Source organism: Jeotgalibacillus proteolyticus (assembly GCF_050107735.1).
GTDB lineage: Bacteria > Bacillota > Bacilli > Bacillales > Jeotgalibacillaceae > Jeotgalibacillus > Jeotgalibacillus proteolyticus_A.
The window spans coordinates 127,961-146,500 of sequence record NZ_JBNILO010000005.1 but is presented as its reverse complement, the minus strand read 5'-3'; the positions used below and the strand labels follow the sequence as shown (position 1 = coordinate 146,500).

25 protein-coding genes and 1 pseudogene are annotated in these 18,540 nt (G+C 38.7%); 23 read left to right on the top strand and 3 right to left on the bottom strand.

All coding sequences use genetic code 11. The features are described from left to right. Window positions 1-93 precede the first annotated feature (93 nt). The 11 genes from ACQCT8_RS09915 to ACQCT8_RS09865 all read left to right on the top strand — a co-directional run bounded on the left by ACQCT8_RS09915 (window position 94) and on the right by ACQCT8_RS09865 (window position 6,899). Window positions 94-564 (top strand): DinB family protein, encoded by a 471-nt coding sequence (locus ACQCT8_RS09915; RefSeq protein WP_426870635.1) that lies wholly within the window; start codon window positions 94-96, stop codon window positions 562-564. A gap of 36 nt (window positions 565-600) precedes the next feature. Continuing rightward, complete coding sequence (locus ACQCT8_RS09910; RefSeq protein ID WP_426870633.1) at window positions 601-771, top strand: hypothetical protein; 171 nt, start codon at window positions 601-603, stop codon at window positions 769-771. A 156-nt stretch (window positions 772-927) separates the two neighbouring features. Continuing rightward, window positions 928-1,530 (top strand): SAM-dependent methyltransferase, encoded by a 603-nt coding sequence (locus tag ACQCT8_RS09905; protein WP_426870631.1) that lies wholly within the window; start codon window positions 928-930, stop codon window positions 1,528-1,530. A 192-nt stretch (window positions 1,531-1,722) separates the two neighbouring features. Further along, window positions 1,723-2,370, top strand: a complete 648-nt coding sequence (locus ACQCT8_RS09900) for a hypothetical protein (RefSeq protein WP_426870629.1) — start codon at window positions 1,723-1,725, stop codon at window positions 2,368-2,370. Then, the gene (locus tag ACQCT8_RS09895; protein ID WP_426870627.1) at window positions 2,370-3,128 is read left to right on the top strand and encodes a cytochrome c biogenesis CcdA family protein; all 759 of its coding nucleotides are present in this window, start codon (window positions 2,370-2,372) and stop codon (window positions 3,126-3,128) included. The genes ACQCT8_RS09900 and ACQCT8_RS09895 overlap by 1 nt, the downstream gene beginning before the upstream one ends. Window positions 3,129-3,146: 18 nt before the next feature. Beyond that, window positions 3,147-3,704 carry a peroxiredoxin family protein gene (locus tag ACQCT8_RS09890; RefSeq protein ID WP_426870625.1) on the top strand — a complete coding sequence of 186 codons (558 nt, stop codon included), beginning with the start codon at window positions 3,147-3,149 and terminating at the stop codon, window positions 3,702-3,704. Window positions 3,705-3,737: 33 nt separating this feature from the next. Further along, window positions 3,738-4,421 (top strand): response regulator transcription factor, encoded by a 684-nt coding sequence (locus ACQCT8_RS09885; RefSeq protein WP_426870623.1) that lies wholly within the window; start codon window positions 3,738-3,740, stop codon window positions 4,419-4,421. Continuing rightward, window positions 4,414-5,493 (top strand): sensor histidine kinase, encoded by a 1,080-nt coding sequence (locus ACQCT8_RS09880; RefSeq protein ID WP_426870845.1) that lies wholly within the window; start codon window positions 4,414-4,416, stop codon window positions 5,491-5,493. Before ACQCT8_RS09885 ends, ACQCT8_RS09880 begins: the two co-directional genes overlap by 8 nt. Before the next feature lie 244 nt (window positions 5,494-5,737). Further along, window positions 5,738-6,181 carry a hypothetical protein gene (locus ACQCT8_RS09875; protein ID WP_426870621.1) on the top strand — a complete coding sequence of 148 codons (444 nt, stop codon included), beginning with the start codon at window positions 5,738-5,740 and terminating at the stop codon, window positions 6,179-6,181. Between the two features lie 27 nt (window positions 6,182-6,208). Next, the gene (locus ACQCT8_RS09870; RefSeq protein ID WP_426870619.1) at window positions 6,209-6,589 is read left to right on the top strand and encodes a hypothetical protein; all 381 of its coding nucleotides are present in this window, start codon (window positions 6,209-6,211) and stop codon (window positions 6,587-6,589) included. A gap of 136 nt (window positions 6,590-6,725) precedes the next feature. Then, on the top strand, window positions 6,726-6,899 hold the full coding sequence (locus ACQCT8_RS09865; protein WP_426870617.1) for a hypothetical protein: 174 nt from the start codon (window positions 6,726-6,728) through the stop codon (window positions 6,897-6,899). Between the two features lie 86 nt (window positions 6,900-6,985). On the opposite strand, the gene ACQCT8_RS09860 is transcribed toward ACQCT8_RS09865, so the two are convergent. Beyond that, window positions 6,986-7,381: a Rad52/Rad22 family DNA repair protein gene (locus tag ACQCT8_RS09860; RefSeq protein WP_426870615.1), complete on the bottom strand. Its 396-nt coding sequence runs from the start codon at window positions 7,379-7,381 to the stop codon at window positions 6,986-6,988. Window positions 7,382-7,723: 342 nt separating this feature from the next. Between ACQCT8_RS09860 and ACQCT8_RS09855 the strand changes: the two genes are divergently transcribed. Then, on the top strand, window positions 7,724-7,915 hold the full coding sequence (locus ACQCT8_RS09855; protein ID WP_426870613.1) for a BhlA/UviB family holin-like peptide: 192 nt from the start codon (window positions 7,724-7,726) through the stop codon (window positions 7,913-7,915). A gap of 116 nt (window positions 7,916-8,031) precedes the next feature. On the opposite strand, the gene ACQCT8_RS09850 is transcribed toward ACQCT8_RS09855, so the two are convergent. Then, complete coding sequence (locus ACQCT8_RS09850) at window positions 8,032-8,526, bottom strand: sigma factor-like helix-turn-helix DNA-binding protein (RefSeq protein ID WP_426870611.1); 495 nt, start codon at window positions 8,524-8,526, stop codon at window positions 8,032-8,034. 217 nt (window positions 8,527-8,743) lie between these two features. On the opposite strand from ACQCT8_RS09850, the gene ACQCT8_RS09845 reads away from it, so the two are divergent. Then, the gene (locus ACQCT8_RS09845) at window positions 8,744-11,206 is read left to right on the top strand and encodes an N-acetylmuramoyl-L-alanine amidase (RefSeq protein ID WP_426870609.1); all 2,463 of its coding nucleotides are present in this window, start codon (window positions 8,744-8,746) and stop codon (window positions 11,204-11,206) included. A gap of 141 nt (window positions 11,207-11,347) precedes the next feature. Here ACQCT8_RS09845 and ACQCT8_RS09840 read toward each other — a convergent pair whose 3' ends face one another. After that, entirely contained in the window at window positions 11,348-11,905 is a 558-nt protein-coding gene (locus tag ACQCT8_RS09840; RefSeq protein ID WP_426870607.1) for a YcxB family protein, read from the bottom strand. 537 nt (window positions 11,906-12,442) lie between these two features. Here ACQCT8_RS09840 and ACQCT8_RS09835 point away from each other — a divergent pair. From ACQCT8_RS09835 to ACQCT8_RS09790, 10 genes and pseudogenes are all read left to right on the top strand, one after another. Continuing rightward, on the top strand, window positions 12,443-12,649 hold the full coding sequence (locus ACQCT8_RS09835) for a helix-turn-helix domain-containing protein (protein WP_426870843.1): 207 nt from the start codon (window positions 12,443-12,445) through the stop codon (window positions 12,647-12,649). Window positions 12,650-13,117: 468 nt separating this feature from the next. Next, window positions 13,118-13,570, top strand: coding sequence for a MarR family winged helix-turn-helix transcriptional regulator (locus ACQCT8_RS09830; protein WP_426870605.1), 453 nt, complete (start codon window positions 13,118-13,120; stop codon window positions 13,568-13,570). Next, the gene (locus ACQCT8_RS09825) at window positions 13,571-14,206 is read left to right on the top strand and encodes a nitroreductase family protein (protein ID WP_426870603.1); all 636 of its coding nucleotides are present in this window, start codon (window positions 13,571-13,573) and stop codon (window positions 14,204-14,206) included. 3 nt (window positions 14,207-14,209) lie between these two features. Next, a complete protein-coding gene (locus tag ACQCT8_RS09820) occupies window positions 14,210-14,506 on the top strand; it encodes a putative quinol monooxygenase (RefSeq protein ID WP_426870601.1) in 297 nt (98 codons plus the stop codon). A gap of 154 nt (window positions 14,507-14,660) precedes the next feature. After that, window positions 14,661-14,849 (top strand): annotated as a pseudogene (locus ACQCT8_RS09815) (amidase); the annotation flags it as partial. A 413-nt stretch (window positions 14,850-15,262) separates the two neighbouring features. Then, a complete protein-coding gene (locus ACQCT8_RS09810; RefSeq protein ID WP_426870599.1) occupies window positions 15,263-15,496 on the top strand; it encodes a hypothetical protein in 234 nt (77 codons plus the stop codon). A 158-nt stretch (window positions 15,497-15,654) separates the two neighbouring features. After that, window positions 15,655-16,053, top strand: a complete 399-nt coding sequence (locus ACQCT8_RS09805; RefSeq protein ID WP_426870597.1) for a hypothetical protein — start codon at window positions 15,655-15,657, stop codon at window positions 16,051-16,053. A 597-nt stretch (window positions 16,054-16,650) separates the two neighbouring features. Then, window positions 16,651-17,250, top strand: a complete 600-nt coding sequence (locus ACQCT8_RS09800) for a hypothetical protein (RefSeq protein ID WP_426870595.1) — start codon at window positions 16,651-16,653, stop codon at window positions 17,248-17,250. A gap of 163 nt (window positions 17,251-17,413) precedes the next feature. Continuing rightward, window positions 17,414-17,677, top strand: coding sequence for a hypothetical protein (locus tag ACQCT8_RS09795; RefSeq protein WP_426870594.1), 264 nt, complete (start codon window positions 17,414-17,416; stop codon window positions 17,675-17,677). A 269-nt stretch (window positions 17,678-17,946) separates the two neighbouring features. Beyond that, window positions 17,947-18,480 carry a dihydrofolate reductase family protein gene (locus ACQCT8_RS09790; protein WP_426870841.1) on the top strand — a complete coding sequence of 178 codons (534 nt, stop codon included), beginning with the start codon at window positions 17,947-17,949 and terminating at the stop codon, window positions 18,478-18,480. Window positions 18,481-18,540: the final 60 nt, after the last annotated feature.

Genomic DNA, 18,540 nt, shown 5'->3' with positions numbered 1-18,540 from the left:
GTAAATGTAAGAGAAACATAGTAAAAGAAAAAAGGGATTTTACCAGTTGTTAGGGAATAGAGGAAAAGACAATGATTAATTAGGAGGGTTCTTATGCAGAAGCTGTTTGAATACAACTGGCAGGTGCGTGAAGAGTGGTTCGACTGGTGTGAAACCGTTCCGGAGGAGGAGCTTTTAAAAGAACGAACAGGAGGAATCGGCAGCATTTTGTATACTCTTTTTCATATTGCGGAGACAGAATACAGCTGGCTGCAGGCGCTGGAAGGAAATCCAGGAGTAGAAGAGCCTCCATTTGAAGAATACAGCAGCCTGGAGAAAGTCAGGAGACTATCAAATGAGTTTCACAAGCAAGTTGAGCCTTTTGTCAAAGAGTGGACAGCAGACATGGAAACGCACCGGCTTACTGTGCCTAATGAAGAAGAGGAAGGCTTTACTTATGGAGAAGTGATGCGTCATGTGATTGCGCATGAAATTCATCATATCGGCCAGCTGTCCATCTGGTCACGTGAGCTTGAGCGTAAACCGGTATCGGCTAACCTGATTGGCAGAGGGCTGTACGGGTAATTGGGGTTGAAAAATAACAGAGAGAAGGATCACCAAATGAGCAAATTTTGGTTCTATTTTTGGATTATCGTCATTGCAATAATCGCTATTTTTACAGGGGAAATTGCAACGGTGATGATGCTATTTTTGATTTTATTGTCATTGAATGGCATCCATGCTACGGTTGAGAATTTTTATGAAGATTGGAAGAGCCGGCAGATCAGGTAAAGGGTGTCTAATCATGAAGAAGCACCACCGTTACAAGTTATAAGTGAGCGTTATGATTAAGACCGTTTAATGGAATTACAGATGCCTGAGAGTTAATATACGGTGTGTTCTGAAAAATGGATTAAATATCATCAGTCATCAATGGGAGGGTCTAGTATGAATCACTGGGAACAGCGCTATCAAAGCAAAGAATACATGTACGGTACAGAACCGAATCAGTTTTTATCGGATATTTTACCTGAATTGAATGTAAGAGGAAAAGTCCTTGCAATAGCTGAAGGAGAGGGAAGAAACGCTGTTTTTCTTGCCGAAAAAGGATTACAGGTGCACGCTTGGGATTATGCCCAAGCCGGATTGGATAAAACAAATAAATTAGCACAAAGCAAGGGTGTGACTGTTCAGACTGAATTGAAGGACTTGAGCGATGTGGACTGGGTAGAAAACCAATGGGATGCTGTGGTATGTATTTTTGGTCATTTTCCTAAGGAAACACGGGATAAAACATTGGAGGGTATCTTAAGAGCAGTAAAACCAGGAGGATATTTTATAACAGAAGTCTATGCGGTTGAGCAATTAAACTATGGAAGCGGCGGTCCGAAATCAGAAGAATTTATGTATAAAGAAGAAGATTTTCTTGATGGTTTTAAAAATTGGGATAGCAGGCACTTTTTCAAAGGAGAAGTAGAACGATACGAAGGAAAGCTGCATAATGGGTTGTCACATGTAATTCAATATGCTGGGCAGAAGCCTTATGAATAAGCGTAAACACCATAGGATCAAGAAATAGTAGAAAGCGCACTGATTTGTGTGCTTTTTTTGTGGAAAAAACCATCTACCCGGTAGGTCTGCAAAAAAATAAGGGCATTTTTCCTGATAGCAATAAACTTTCATCAAATTTTCACACAGCGCAGGTAGGATAAAAAAGAAGAGAATGAGAAAAGAGGAAAAGTAATGCCTTCAACTGCTATTATTGCTTCTATTTTAATACTTGTGATCAGTTTTATATTTGGCATCGTCACATTTTATTTTGTAAGTGACATTCAGAAAGATTTAAGAAAAAAACGTTCGGAAGAAGTTAGCTCGCAAATTATTAATGTAATCCTCTTTATTTGGCTGGCAAAAGTGCTGCTGAATCTTCCTGTATTTATTGGTGATCCACTGGCCATTCTAGCTTATCCTGGTGATAAAAATGCCTTTTATTTAGCCGTGTTTTTTTCAGGGGCTTTGATTTTTCACAGGACCAGAGAAGGGAAAATCGATGGCTTGGCTGTTGCTCAAGCTTTGACGTATGTCATTGTGCCTGCTGCATTTATGTATGAATTTTTGCAGTTTACATGGAATGGTGAGGTGAATGCTTTTAGAGGCATCATCTTGTACGCTGTTTTACTCGCTGTATTACTTAGTCTACAAGGAAGGTTTTCTACTTATAGACTCTTAAGCATTGCCATAACGGGGTGGGCTGCAGGGATGCTGCTAATCATGACGTTTCAGCCATATGTCACGATGTTCGGATATTTGATGGAACCCTGGTTTATCCTGCTATTTTTTGTAATTGGACAATTCATCATATTATTTTATAGCAGAAGGAGGAAGGCATAATGGGCATGATTGAGGCGGATACGATGTTACTTGCAGGTATGTTTCTGGCGTTAGGTGCAGGGGCGATCTCCTTTTTATCTCCTTGTGTACTGCCGATTTTTCCAGCATACCTTTCCTATATTACCGGGATTAGTGTGAAAGAATTGCAGGGAAATCAAAATATGAAAATGCGAAAGCAGTTACTGAGCCATTCCGTCATCTTTTTGGCTGGAGTATCCCTTGTATTTTTCAGCCTGGGTGCTGGAGCCACTTTCTTTGGACAATGGATTCAGCAGCTTTTGATCGGTGAATCCGGCTTGTTCATTCAACGCATTGCCGGTGCATTTATTTTAATCATGGGATTGTTTATCGGAGGCTGGATCAACCTTTCAGTGTTAATGAAAGAAAGGCGCTTTCACTACAATAAAAGACCTGCAGGATATGTTGGAACATTTTTTATTGGCCTTGGTTTTGCAGCGGGGTGGACGCCTTGCATTGGACCTATCTTCGGATCGATTCTCCTTTTGGCAGCCTCTAATCCGGGACAGGGGATTTTTTACACATTGATGTATGTCATTGGCTTTGCGCTTCCGTTTCTCATTCTTACGTTCTTCCTGGGGTCAGCAAAATGGATCGTGCGCAGAAGCCAGATCATTATGAAAGCAGGGGGCGCAATTATGGTCCTCATGGGGCTGGTTTTGTTTTTCGGACAGATGCCGGTCATAACGGGATGGCTATTGAATTTAGTCGAAGATACGTGGCTGGGCGATTTAGGATAAAACAGGAGGCGGTATTGAATGAAGAAATGGATTGTAGGAGCAATTATAGCAGCAATGGTTGGCTGGGCGATTTACGATTTTGTTGTGCCCCGTCAGGATTCAGCAGAAGAACAGGCAACGGAATCAGGAATGGATGATGCAGGAGAAGTTGGTCTGGCGGTTGGGGATATCGCCCCTGAAATTGAACTGAAAACCCTTGAAGGGGAAACCGTTCGTTTATCAGATTATAGAGGGCAGCGCGTCTTTGTGAATTTTTGGGCGACCTGGTGTCCACCCTGCAGAGCAGAAATGCCGGATATGCAAAAGCTTTACGAGGAGCAGGAAGTACCGGTTGAAATTCTTGCAGTCAACTTAACGGACTCTGAAAATGATGAAGAAGGAGTATCCCAATTTGTCACCGATTTCGGACTAAGCTTCCCGATTTTAATGGATGTTGAGGCAGAAACAGCGAATACTTATCAGGTGCGCGGTGTTCCGGTTTCTTATATGATTGACCAGGAAGGGCGTATCTCATTTGTTGCGCCCGGGGCTATGAATCATGACATGATGATTCAGGAAGTGGAAAAGATGGAGTAAGAGGCCAAATCCATCAAGCCAGAGGTGAACGAAATGAAATCAACTGTACTAGTTGTAGAAGATGATCGGATGATCCGAAACCTGGTTGTTATTTATTTACAAAAAGCAGGCTACGAAGTCGCTGAAGCGGAAAATGGAGAAGAAGCAAAAAATGTATTCTTGTCTGTTCAGCCCTGTTTAATTATTTTGGATTTAATGCTTCCGGATACAAGCGGTGAAGAATTATGTGACTGGATTAAAAACCAGGAACGCAACGAAGTATCTATTATTATGCTTTCTGCTAAAGCAAAGACCAGTGACAAAATTAATGGACTGAAACGCGGCGCTGATGATTATATGACAAAGCCCTTTGACCCGGACGAACTAGTGGCGCATGTGGAAGCTGTCTTGCGCCGAACCGGACAATTCTGTCAAAAAATTACCTACAATGGTTTATCCATTAAGCCTAGAAAAGGAGAAGTTCAACTGTTTGGCCAAACCCTGTCCTTAACAAAGCATGAATTTAATTTACTCTTTCATTTCATGGATAATCCCAATATCGTGCTGAGCAGAGAGGACTTAATTAACCAGTTGTATCCTTATGCTGACAAAATGGTGATGGACCGCACCATTGATGCTCATATAAAAAAACTAAGAGAAAAAATTGAAGACGAACCTTCTTCGCCCAAACGGATTTTAACCGTTAGAGGAATGGGGTATAAATTTGTCCATGAGTAAACTTGCCAAGTCTTTGTGGCCGAAGCAGATTCTTTGGAGACTGACCTTTTTAAATGTCACGATTGTCATTACCGTTATAGCGCTCAGCAGTTTTGCGATTTACAGCACAGCCTGCATCCTGGTAGAAGGAATAGATGCCAATCCGCAGAGGCAGAATCAATTTAATGGTGCCCTTTTGCACTATCTCTGGATCTACAGCATCTTAATAATAATGGTCGGCAGCCTCATTCATTTTCATTTGACTACCAAATTAATACGGCCGTTGAAAAAGTTAATTGAATCTACGAAAAGTATGAAGGAAGGCCGTTATCCGGAAACGATTGAGGCAAAGGCGGAAGGAGAAATGAGTGAACTGATCACTCAGTTTAATGAACTTGTCCTGCAGCTCAAAAGCAACGAAGATTCGAGGCGGAAAATCGTAACTGACCTGTCCCATGAATTCAGAACACCGTTATCCAATTTAATCGGATATATGAATGCATTGAGTAACGGGGTGATTGAAGGGGATCCAAAGCTCTTTCAATCACTTCACGGAGAATCCAAAAGACTTGAATCCATGGTGGAGCAATTTGAGCAATTAAAAGAATGGGACCATGCAAGCACGCAAAAGTTTTCAGAAAAAAGATCTCAAGAGATTAAGAATCTGATCGAGCAGGTAGCTGAGATGTTTCACTGGCGCCTGAAGGAAAAAACGATTCAATTGAAGATCGATGCAGAACCCGGAAAAGCGCACGTCTACGACACGGGGATTCAGCAAGTGCTAAGCAATATGATCGACAATGCGATCCGCTATTATTCAGGCAAAGAGCCTATTTGTATTCATGGAGAAGTTGTTGGAGAAGAGTACCGTGTCTCCATTATTAGTGAAGGAAACGACATTTGTGAAGAGGACAAGACCAAAATCTTTGAACGATTCTACCGCACGAATGCTACCCGCCGTTCAGATACAGGAGGCAGCGGCCTGGGCCTGGCCATCTCAAAGGAAATCATCGAACAGCATAGAGGAGAAATTGGCGTTTACTCTCATGATGGCTACCACCATTTCTGGTTTACATTGCCTCTTCTTAAGTAATTCAATTTACCTTATAGGAACAGAATAGGCTGACTTCAGGCTATTTTGTTCCTTTTTTTCATAATAAAGAAGAACTAACTCTGCTAGAGCTATTTATGAATTAACAGCTTTGAAAATGGGATTAAACCTTTCAAAGAATGATATTCATGTTGAAATTTTCTTTCTAACTTCCAATATCTTTCTTTAGTAATAAATGTAAAACATGTATGATAAACAGTAAGATACGATCAATGAGGAGGATTGGATGACGAAAAAAATTGTTATGACTGTTGTTACAGGTTTAGTCGTTTTTAGTTTAGGGTTGGCTGCAGGTATTTATTTAGTAGAGGATGAGGTGACGGCGGAGTGGTCGTTTGCCGAAGTGAATGCTGAAACATCAGAAACATCCATTGCCGCAACGTTTACGAATAGAGACCAGTTAAATGAAGTAACCAATCTTACCTCCATTTTTATGCAGGGTGAGCCTGTGGACGCGCAGCCAGAGATTGGTGATGCGCAGCCCGATTATGTTGTCAGCTGGAATGACCCGTCTCGTAAGGTTAGAGTATTTACCTTTTATGTTTGGTTTTCAGAAGAGGGAGGCGTCTATGCCATTCGTCCATATGATGAGACAGACGAGCCGAGGTACAAAGGATTGAATCAAATGGATGCAGACTTCATAAAAAAGATGGCGATTGAAGGCGCTTAAAGAAAAGAACAAAAAGGGGCGGGGAAGTTGAAGGGTAAGATTGTGCTGCTGCTATTTATTTTAAGTATAGGAATCAATCTTTTCATGCTTGGAAGATGGCTGTTAGTTGAACAATGGTTTGAAGCTACAGACGAAGAGACAATTATACTCAGTGAAATGGTTCAAAAAACGGTGGAGAGTGAAGATTATAAGCGTTTGGCAGAGAGTGAGGATGTTATTGCGATCAACACGGATATAAACAAGGCAAAGGGAGGGGTATTTCCCTACTATTTTAATGTGAGCGTACGTACAGACCAACAAACCTACCTATTCAGCTGCAGTGATGAAGAATGCTCCACAATGGAAGAATACGGTACAACATACTCCATCTATAAAGATGAAAGTCCGCGTCTGCCGTTCAGTGAATAGTGATACGTAAATAAACGTGAAAGGCTTGAAGACATGGATGCACGGAAGAAACAACTACAAGCTCATTGTGAAAAGGTCTTGCTTGAAATAAAAAAAATTATTGGAAAGAAGTTGAATCTGGGGGACATTCCGTTCCGTGTGGAAGAGTTATTCAGATGCAGTACATATCCTCAAATCAGACGGTTCAGTAAACGAAATTAAAATTAGTCTTTGGCTCAGAGCGGTAGTTGATGAGTTAAGGGAATACCACAATCCCTTAATTGAAGAAATGGATCAGGCGGAGACGCTTTATGACAGGCTCACTGAATAAGCCGGTTATACGTGCTGAACTGAAATAGATTACTGTCAAAAGTGTGTAGAGAAGTAGAGTTGTTACGTGTTTTTCAAACCAGATCATCATCCGCATGCTAAAAAAAGTGCAGATACGGCCTGTTTTGTAACGTTTGTTTTTTGGGGTACTGTATTGTTGTCCTCTTTAAAAGCGTTCGTAGTTGATAGATCAACACCATCTGTTCGCGTAATCCATTCATCTTCAATTTTGATAGACAGGCTGCATTGAAATACTTCTTTGCCATCTACAATAAGAGGAGTGAATTTGGATTGCCATAAAGCTCCACAAACTTGATCTAATCGCTTCATTACAGTTCGTGCGTTTATATAGGGGACCACTAAGATACGGTCATTCCCGCTCGCACTATTAACTCTCCATTCAATTTCTTCTGGTAGAAATGGTTTTTTTAATAAATTAAGATAACTACTTCTACCCTCCATACAATCTTTGTTTTCGCACATATTATGCACCCTTTCCCAAGTTTTGATTTTCATCCTATTTCAGAAAACGCAAAAAAGCCCCTAGAGAAATTTGTTCGACACAGTAAAAAATACTATGTTGCCACAAACTGCCCAAGAGGCTTAAAATTGTTTATTCGAAACCGCAAACCGTAATTGGCTGCTGAAAAAAGTAAAGGAAGAAAATCTACCCCTATTATAACGGATTGTTGAAGGAAATGATATTAATTTTCTTTTTTTCTACATCACTAAACATTTTAGTTTAGTACTAAATTAATTTAAAGTTGCGACAAACTTTACATTTTTGATACGGAATTCTCTTAGTAAATAAAGGAGGAGATAAAAATGGAAAGTGCATTTATTGAATACCTAGCTACACAAGGAATATTTGCAGTGCTCTTCGGAATTCTTTTTGTTTATGTGTTAAGGACGAACAAGAAACGAGAAGAAGAATATAAAGAAATTATTAGAGTGCAGCAGGAAAATTTACCACAAATAAGAGATGAACTTAGAAGTCTTAATGGAATAAATAGCTAATGAAAAAAATCCGCTAAAAAATAGCGGATTCTTTTTTGTAGCCTTGTTATGAGTTTTTGATTTGCGGTATAATTTAGATGGAAAGCATTATTCTTGTGGTTTGGCCGCCCAGGAATTTATAATGCTTTCTTTTTTTGTGTGTCGTCAACGAAATATAAATTTTTAATTTTTTCTAATGCCTTCTTTTTTGACTGGTTTACGGCTTGTCTTGAGATTCCTAAATACTGCGCTACCTCAGTAACAGATAAATAGCTAGTAAAAATACAATCAATGATAAAGGCTTCCTTTTTTGACAATACTTCCATCATTTCTAATAACTCAATATCAGATCCTAATGGTGTGTGTTCCATAAACTCCTCAAAATCAAGTGTAGCCTCATTTGTATTTTGACTGCGGGCTTTCTTTGAAAGACGAATGTACTCATACTTTAAAGAATTTGCGAAATAGGTAAATATGGTTTTATTGTTCTTTTCACGAAAAGTGTCTAGAGGAATTTTTTTAATTACATTTACCATATGCAAACGTAAATCTTGTTTCGTATCTTCCCCTCCGAGAAGACGCCCATACTTATTAATTATAGGATTAAATACATTGATTACTTCTAATATCACCTCATCCTCGTTCTCTTCTTTGGCTAATAGTACTAAAGAATAGAGATTTTTTTCATTTTCTCACCTCCATATAAATAGTATAACAAACATATGTTCGTATTTTTACTGATAAATTCAAAATAAAAAATCTTTTTTTGCTTTACACATTCAAGTGATTTCTCTCTTAGTATAGTGACTAGTCAAAAATAGCCGGCAAAACTAAAAAGGAGAGATTATTGTGAATGAAGGGAAATATTTAAATTTAATGCCCCATATGACATCTTGGAGAGTATACGCAATCGGTACAACACTTACCGCCGGGAATGAAGTAGGACAGTTGGCACCAGCAACATTCGGTGGACTTTCCTATCGAATCGTCGGTAATCCAAGTGCAGATGTTTACACTATTCGAACGGAGAGTTTTGGTACAGTGAATATCTACGCTCCGCGTGACAACGATAGCAGCATTAATAACGTAGCTCAGTTTGACAATGAATCAAATTCAACAGGTTCAGGGGATTACTTGAATTTACAACCCCATATGAATTCGTGGAGAGTCTATCCTATCGGAGTGAGTCCGGTTGCGGGTAACGAGGTTGGAAGTTTGGCTCCTGCTACTTTTGGAGGTTTGTCTTATCGTATTGTAAATGAACCTTCTGGGGATCTATATACGATCGAAACAGAAAGTTTTGGCCGTGTGAACATTTTTGCACCACGTGACCCGGATAGCACAATTACAAATAGTCCTGAATTTTCAAATGGAGGAGATCGTGGTTCTTCCGGTTCAGGTGGAGGACAATTTCTAAATTTGGCTCCGCATATGACTTCGTGGAGAGTTTATCCACTAGGCGCTAGCCCAGTCAGTGGGAATGAAATTGGAAACTTGGCACCATCACGTTACGGAGGTTTATCCTATGAAATTCTTGGACAACCTTCATCAAATTTATACACCATTTTGACAGAAAGCTTTGGACGTGTGAATATCTACGCACCAGAGGATAATGACAGTACTTTCTCGGACTCTCCACTTTATTTAGATTCTGCTGACGGTTCTGCTGGCGCAACTCACGGTCTTTATTTAAACTTAATGCCGCATATTAGCTCGTGGAGAGTCTATCCTTTAGGCGTGTCTCTTATACGTGGTAATGAGGTTGGAAATTTAGGACCTTCCATGTTTGGAGGATTAACCTATAAAATCTTAGGATCAGTAGGTGCTGACAGCTACACTATTAATACAGAAAGTTTCGGCACTGTTAATATCTATGCACCACGAGATAATGACAGTTCCATTACTTCTACACCATTATTTGGAGTGACGGGAGGAAACACTGCACCAAGTGACGGCGGATACACACCTCCAACTAGCGGAGGCGGTAACGAGCCGATCGTATCAAACCCTAATGGCGTTAAGATTTTTCTCGACGCAGGTCATGGTGGACATGATCCAGGGGCAACAGGGAATGGTCTTGTAGAGAAAAATGTCAACTTAATCATTACCCGTGAATTAGGAAGAATTCTGGCTGAAAACGGTGCCAATGTACAATTTCGCCGATCTTATGATACTTTCAACGAATTAAACGAAATTGTTAATATGGCAAATAACAGTGATGCAGACTTATTCATTTCTATTCACTGCAATGCCAATCCTAATTCAGCTGCTTCTGGGACAGAATGCTATACGTATAATCCTTCTCAGGCAGAATCGGAGTTATCTGCAGCAATCGCCCAATCTATTTCTACAGAGCTGATCCTTAATAACCGTGGAGCAAAACAGGATAATTTCCGCGTTATCACTTACACAACAATGCCTGCTATCCTAGTTGAAACTGGATTCTTGTCAAATAGCTATGACGCTTATATTTTGCGCACTCAACCCGAAAAGTTTGCACAAGCGATAGCTACAGCAATCATTTCAAAATTAGGAATAACTCCCCCTGCTGAAGAAGGTCTTACTGAACAAGAAAGAAAAAAGCAGATAAGAGATGTTCGTGCAGATAAGATTGAAAAAATTAGAGAGGTCTACCCAACTTTCAGAGAGAATGTTGAGGTTTCAAACGTTCTTCCTACATTAGAATTTGGCAGAGACGTAGAAGTTCCTTTTAACTATGGGGTAACGAAAGGGAAATTCATTTTTTCTACTTCCTATAAATTATTAGGCTCCTCTTCAACAAAAATAAGTGTAAAGGACGGGCAACTACAAGGGGAAATTGGTGATCTAGTTAGAGATAAGATCCTTGAAAACCATGCTCACTTTAACGTCGCATTTAATCCAGATCTGCTAGATGGGTTCGCAGTACAAATGCAGACAGGGGATATTCGAATCTCGGTGGGATTTAATAATACTACACCAATTTTTTCTATTGCACTTAATATGCCCGACTTAAAGATTCAAGATGGTACGAATGCAGGCTTCTCTATAGTTATAGAGTTTCATCTTAATACAAACTTGCCAGGAATTCCTGCGTTTGTGGAGGAACCAATTTTTGAACAATATAAAGAATATGTAACAAGCCCTGAATTTACTAGTTTTGCGAAAAAATCCGTTATTTTTGCTGCTACAGCGGCGGCTGTTGTAGTATTAATGATCCTAATCTCTCCTTATATAGGAGCGGCAATAGCTGCAGCGGCGGCGGCCGCGGCAGCTATAACAATGCTATTAGTTGTCATGGAAGAATTAGCTGATAGTATTGCACCTGCATAATAATAAGTTGATATTAATGAAAGGTCTTCACCACATTAACAAATAACCTAACAAAATAAAGCCCCTTTCCTCATAACTAAATAATTCTGAGGAAAGGGGCTCAATTAATGATTACTAAGTTCTAAAAAAATTTGAATCAAATTACATTAACTTTACCTTATTATTATCTAATTTATCTCTGACTAACTTTTTCAGTAGTTCAATTTCTGCATTGGAATTAAAAAATCTTTTTGGAAGTATAATGGCTTTTGCTTTTGAAACATATAAACGAAACATATCCTTATTCTCATGTACATTCTGAATTTGATTCCATTCAAAATAACCTACAGACCTGTCAAACTTTTGTTGAATTTCCTTGGGAGTGAACGTATAAGTAATTTCCTTTTGAATTAATTGGTCACTGTTATATTCTCGTGACGTTCTTATTTTAGAGGTAAACTTTCCAATCAACACAACTAGGAATGAAACAAGTAGAGAAAAAATCGCATAGGGTATGAACAAAAATATATAAAAATCAGCATCTGCCATATTAATTGTAGGAATTGCAAAAATAAAAAATATAAATATAAAAAGAGAGTAGAATATGATTCTGTAGGCTAATTCAAAATGATACTTTCCATATTTGTTGAATTCTTCCTTAGTCACCGTGCCGCTGACTGTTAATTTATTTTCATCTAATAAATCTAAATCTTTTTCCATTTTTGATCATTTCTCCTTACTAGTCATTTCTTTTTTCACAAATGTTAAATTAACTTTAGCTAATCTACCGACAATAGGGTTCTCTAGCTTTAAATCTCTCCATGCCAACTGCATATATAACCAGTTTTTAAACCTTGTGAATAATTTCTAAATTTTCTTAAATAATTGTCCTTTGGTCCGAAAGAAAGATTTAATTTTCAGACGCGTTTGATACATGCTTATTCTATTTCTAATCCATTCCGAAAATTCTTTTTTTATTCCATTTCTATGTTATTATTAATTTTCATAAACCAAGTTCTATATTTGTTAGGATTTATTAGTAGGGAACTTTCTAATAGGTTATCACTGTATACAGATATATTACAATGATATACTTAATTCCATAACAAATTATTGTTCTGTATAAGATCGTTTTCTAAACTAAATATAATTTAAAGCAAATACTGCTCATACAAAGTCAATGCTAAGTGACTTTGTATGGGCTTTTTTTGTCTTACATGAATTGATACTGATAATAAGGGAGATGTATGTCTATTGGTGACTAGGTTAAAGGACGTAAGGATACAGACTAATACAGAGAGATTAGTCATATTGTTGAGGCAACTACACATATCTCAACAAGATTTAGCAAAGCAGTTAGGTTATCATCCAGTGTATGTAGAAAGCATAATAAACGGCCGAAAACCATTTAACCGATCTTTTGAGAAACGGTTAAATGAAAATTTAAAGAATAGGGGGGAGTAGGTTGAAAAAATGCCTCGTATGCTTAGAGGGAAAATCAAAAGTAGAATCTAAGGAATTAATAAAAGTCCTACATAATTATGATTTAGAAATCATTCTTCTAGCGAATTCCAACGAACTAATGGAATTGGCTATGAGCGATGATGTTGAAAATATTTCATTTATAATCTTTGATGGGAATTTGTAACGTTTGTTTTTTGAGGTACTGTATTGCTTCTGAACTATACTGGCGAATCATTCTTTGGCGGCCACTTTGTTTTAAATTCTTTACATATCTTGCTCGCAGGATTAGCTGTATTTTTTGGTGCTGACTACTTATTAATAATCGTCAAAAGAACTTAAACAAGGAATATAAAAATCTATCGAATTAGTGTTTCACAGCTTTTTGAGCAAACGAATTGACTAATTGCTCTTTGTAACTTAATATTTGATACATCAATAATTGATAGATCAATTATTTATTGGAGGTGGATGCGATTGACGGAAGAACGTGCTGGCAAAGAAAGTGTGCTGCTTCGGCTTCATGATATGAGTAAGCGGGTGGCGCCAAAGTTTGAGACCTGTATGGGAATCAGTCAGACGAGGCTTGCGATTTTGCAGCGATTAATGGAAGTGGATGAAATTAGTCAGAAGGATCTGCAGCAGCGTGTAAAGGTTGACCATGCAGCAGTAACGCGTCATGTAAAGCAGATGGAGGAGCAGGGAACCGTTTCCCGTCACAAAAATGCCGCAGACAACCGGGTCACCTTTGTTCGATTAACAGATGAAGGGCGTTCGCGCATTGAGCATTATTGCGCGGAAAAAACGCATTTTATCAATCAATTATTTGAGGGAATTTCAGAGGAAGAATCTCATCAGCTGGACAAACTCCTTGAGAAGCTTCAGCACAACATAGAATTTATACAGAAACGGGAGATGATCTAAATGAATACAACGAAAGTAAACGACTTTAATGAAATTATTACAGGACGCCGTTCGGTCCGCAGCTACGATCCAACGGTGAAAATCAGCAAGGAAGAAATGAAGGAAATCCTTACGGAGGCTTCTTTGGCACCGTCATCAGTGAATCTTCAGCCATGGCGTTTTCTTGTTATTGATTCACCAGAAGGCAAAGAAAAGCTTGCTCCAATCGCAAAATTTAATCAGTCACAGGTTGAAACATCCTCTGCTGTGATCGCGGTTTTTGCAGATATGAAAAGCGATGCGTATCTGGACGAAATCTATTCAAAAGCAGTAGAAAAAGGGGTTATGCCTGAGGATGTAAAAGAGCAGCAAACAACGGCTATCAGCGGCTATTTTAAAACGATGAGCTACGATCAGCTGAAAGAAATGAATTTAATTGACAGCGGACTTGTCTCCATGCAGCTGATGCTGGTTGCACGTGCCCACGGCTATGATACCAACCCAATTGGCGGCTATGAAAAAGACAAAATTGCAGACACGTTTGGTATGGACAAAGAGCGCTACTATCCTGTGATGCTGATTTCGATCGGAAAGGCTGCGAACCCTGGCTACTCATCCGTGCGACTTGATGTAGACCAGATCACAGAGTGGGCGTAAACGATGATTATTACACATGTTCAATTTCAAATCATGCCCGAAAAAGAAAGTGAATTTTTGCAGGAAATCGCGCCCCTTATCGAAGCGTCGCGTAAAGAAGCCGGCAACCTTCAATACGAATTGGTGAAAAGCTTGGAACAGGACTTCACGTACACGATGATCGAAGTATGGGAGAACGAAGAAGCAGTTCAGTCCCATAACGAAAGCGGCCACTTCCAGGCATTCGTGCAAAATGCACCAGCCTATCTTGCGGCACGATTAATGGTAGAAAGCTATTCAGGAAGCTTAATTGAAAAATAAACATAAAAACGATCGGACTTAGCGTCCGGTCGTTTTTTCTGTTGATGATTTTTACCTTGTTATGTATATCTGGCTTACTTACAAATCACATCTTTGCATTCTTCCTCTTAGCGGCAGTGGTTGAGCATAATAAAAGCTTAGAGAAGAATTAACAATTAGTGAAATTCAACTTGCTATGGATAACGGTGAAATAACTTCAAAAGAGCTAGTTTTGTATTACCTTAGCAGAATTGCAAAGTATGACCAACATGGTCTAAACATGAATTCTATTCTTTAAATTAATCCTGACCCAATCTTTATTACAGAGTTATTTGATTATGAAAGAAGAACAGTGGGTCAGAAGATTTTAGCTTTATATAGAATAGAATACGAAGATCAAGATAAGCATTTGAGCTTGTTTTGAACTACTTATCTCATAATGAGTCAAATCTTGATGACCTTGGTGATGGAGAATAAGTTCTTTTGTAAGTAATGATCCGGTAAAGATTGTGAACAGTGCATTTTAAGTCAAAGAGTTTGGTTTTAAGTGGTGGTTATAGAAAGATAATAAAGCCCTTTAAACAAACAAGGGATCACAGGAGCTTTCTTTTTTTAGCAGCATTCCCGTATACTACCTTCGGATGATTCGGCAGAACCATCCTTGTAAACTTGAAATGAATTATGAAGATAGAAAAAATAGAGCATTAGTGTTAATGTGGAAAAATATAGATTTTCACCTCTAAGATTTTTAATGTATAAGAAAAGGGGATGTTTTTCTTGAATAAATTTTCAGAAAAAATATTAGGTTATTGGATAGCAATTCCTAGATGGTTCAGATTATTTATTTTAAGTGCCATAACAATTTACGTTATTTTATTAGCTTTATTTGAAGGGGTACAAATAGTTTTCTTTAATCTAGAATCTATTGAACTATCTACCCTTATTATTGCGTTGATTGGTTCTTTATTAATAGTAATAATATTTAAGGTACTCTCTCACAATAGTAAATAGGATTATTTTACTTTTTTTCAATAAAATGTTATAATAACATTATACTTTTTAAAAGGGAGGTAATTGTTATTAAAAAGAAATTGGTTAGAGGGACTATTATAGTCTTATCTTCGGTTACTTTGTTCTCTGGTATTTTACCAAATACAAGTTCAGCAGTAGTGAGTCCTTCTAATACAGGGATAAGTGCTTCTCCGACTGTTGGGCAGCTTTCCCAGCAAGAAGTACAGCGGTTTTTAAATAATGGAGCTGTCTACACTGATCGATCCGTGTCTCCAGGACAAATCGGAACTCAAAACATAGTCACTAATTTGGCCAAAAAGCTGGCTGTTCAAGGGTTAAGAAAATCTGGAACATATCTAGAAGGACCACTTTCTAAAGTGATTGGAAAGAAATATGCGGCGCAAGCTAAAGACTCTTTTTACAAAATTGCTGATTATATCGAAAGAGTGCAGGATGTCCAAGAGACTGCTATTGCTTCAATCCTAATACAAGGTGGCCTTCCACCGGATGTAGCTTCTGAAACAGCTAAATGGATTGTTTTATTCTTTGGTTTATAAAAATCTTATTTAATAAAAAGGACTAGGTTAAACGAATAAAAAGACATAATAATAGCTCTAACCATTATGAACTGACCCCAAATTGGTAGACACTTTAAAAATTGTCCCCAGTTGGGGGTTTTTTCTATTTTCAGACCCCGGTATACTGAATATATCTAGTTGAACGGAAGAGTTTTATATGAGTACGTTATTTTTAACGAACACTAGCGACGGCTCTTGGAGGCAAACGCAAATACAGTTTCTGTATTTATCCAATACACCCCGTCGTTGAAAAGACAAATTCTACAAAGAATGACGAGGAAAAACAGTACCAGCCGACCATCAGAGAAAGATATTTAGGATAAAAAGAAACTGGAAAAAGCCAAGGCTTGCACCGTTTTACCCCTTTCGTATATGTACCTGAAGGGTGTTTCGTTAAAAAAAGGATTTACTTAATTAAGTTGTGCTGTGTAGGCTAAAGTCGTAGATGGCGGTATGATTGCCGGCTAAGAAAAAAATTCGTTCGCTTTTGCGGACGAATTTTTTATTACCCATCAACCGCCTTTTGTTCGCCTGCTTCCACTTCTTTCAAGTATGATATTGAAAAGAGGTGATGAGATGAAGTTTATGGTAATTTGGTTATTACTCCTTGCATACGCGGTCTTCCTGGCACCGGGCTCTGAGGGTTCAGACCCCGTCATGGAGCAGGTATTTGCAGGGAATTGGAATGAGATCGATCCGCTTGTATTGACTGTTTTTAACTCATTAGGTATTTTCCCTTTGGTTTTCCTCACGATTTTATTACGCAATGACCGTCAAAAATGGCCTGCATGGCCGTTTTCGTTAGCTTCATTTGCGGGAGGCGCGTTTGCGCTGCTTCCATGGTTTGCATTTGGTGACCGTCCTGCAAAGCGCGGTTTAAGAACACCAAAATGGATACTGCGCATACTGAGATCAAACATCTGGCTGATCTTATTACTCATTTTCTTCTTCGGAAATTTGCTTACCCTCTTACAGGGAATTTCTTTATCCGGATATCGTGAAGCATTTATGGAATCAAGCCTGGTCTCTGTTATGACGGTTGACTGGTTTATTTTGTGGGGGCTGTCTGTGAATGCGGTACACAGATTTTATCCTGATGCGAATAGAAAAGGTCTGGCGTGGATTCCGATTGCGTGGCCTGTGCTAGTGTTGTTTTTTGTGAAAGAGGATCATTAATCAAAAAGGCGGGTTACCCCACCTTTTAATTCTGCTTCACCATTGACTGCTTTTCTATTTTTTTCAGATAAGGGAGCGTTAGTTGAAGAGGGTTGTTTTACTTGTCCTGAACAAACGGGACAGATTATTGAAAAATTTCTAAGATGGAATGGAGGGTTCAATTTTGAACAATAGAACAAAAAATATATTTGGATTCTTATCTATATTGACCGTAATAATAAGTGTAATCTTTTTCTTTATAATAAGAGGACCTAATGCGAATTTGACATTGGGCATTAGCGTGTTTACGGTGCTTTCCGTACTTGGAATTGTTTTTGCCATAGTATCTAAAAAACTATGGTTTGTTATAACAGGAATTGTTCTGAATGGTGCAGTGTTGGTTTTCGCATATTTCCTTTTGCTTGCGGTAGGAATTAGTGAACCATAAAAGATTGTTCCTGAATCGGGCGCGATTATTGAATAAGCGTCCCTTTCTTCTTCAACTAAAGGTGAGCGTTTCTTTAACAAGGAACGCTTTTTTTAGTTAAAAGAAAGGAAATAAATGTAAAGTAAAAAGTGGTTTAGTTCAACAAGAAGGGGATTTTGATATGGTATAGAATAAATTACTATATAAATGATTGATTAATAAATTTGGGACTACTTTTAGTTAGGTTGCGGACAGAACTAGAGGATGAGGGAGGTAGTAAATTGGGAAAAGTGATTATTCATGCGACCATAACACTTGATGGCTTTATGGCAGATCCTAATGGAGGCATTGATTGGATGTTCGGCTTTTCGTCTGTGGATGAAGATGGAGCTGTCGTTAGCAAAGTGATGAATGAATTAGGAGCCGTAGTCGGTGGCGCTAACAAGACGCAGACCATCGAGGAAGGGGAGATACCGTACGGCGGTATGCTAAAGATTCCGGTATTTGAAATGACTCATGAGGATCGTGAACCGATTGAAAGGGACGGCATCACCTATACGTTTGTCGTTAATGATATTACGCATGCAGTCGAAGCTGCTAAAGCTGCTGCCGGTGAAAAGAGTGTAGCGATTTTGGGAGGCAGCATATCCCGGCAGTGCCTAATGCTTGGCCTCGTGGATGAAATTCAATTACATGTAGTACCATTGCTGCTGGGTGACGGCATTTCATTATTTGGCGGGCTCGGAAGGCAGATTAAGTTGGAGCGGAAAGAAACAGCTGCCTTTGCGAGCGAAACCCACTTGCGATACCGTGTTGTGAAGTAGGTGAAATGTTATTGGATCTATTATCAAGACATTCAAATAAGTTCCTTGCAAAGGTTGAAT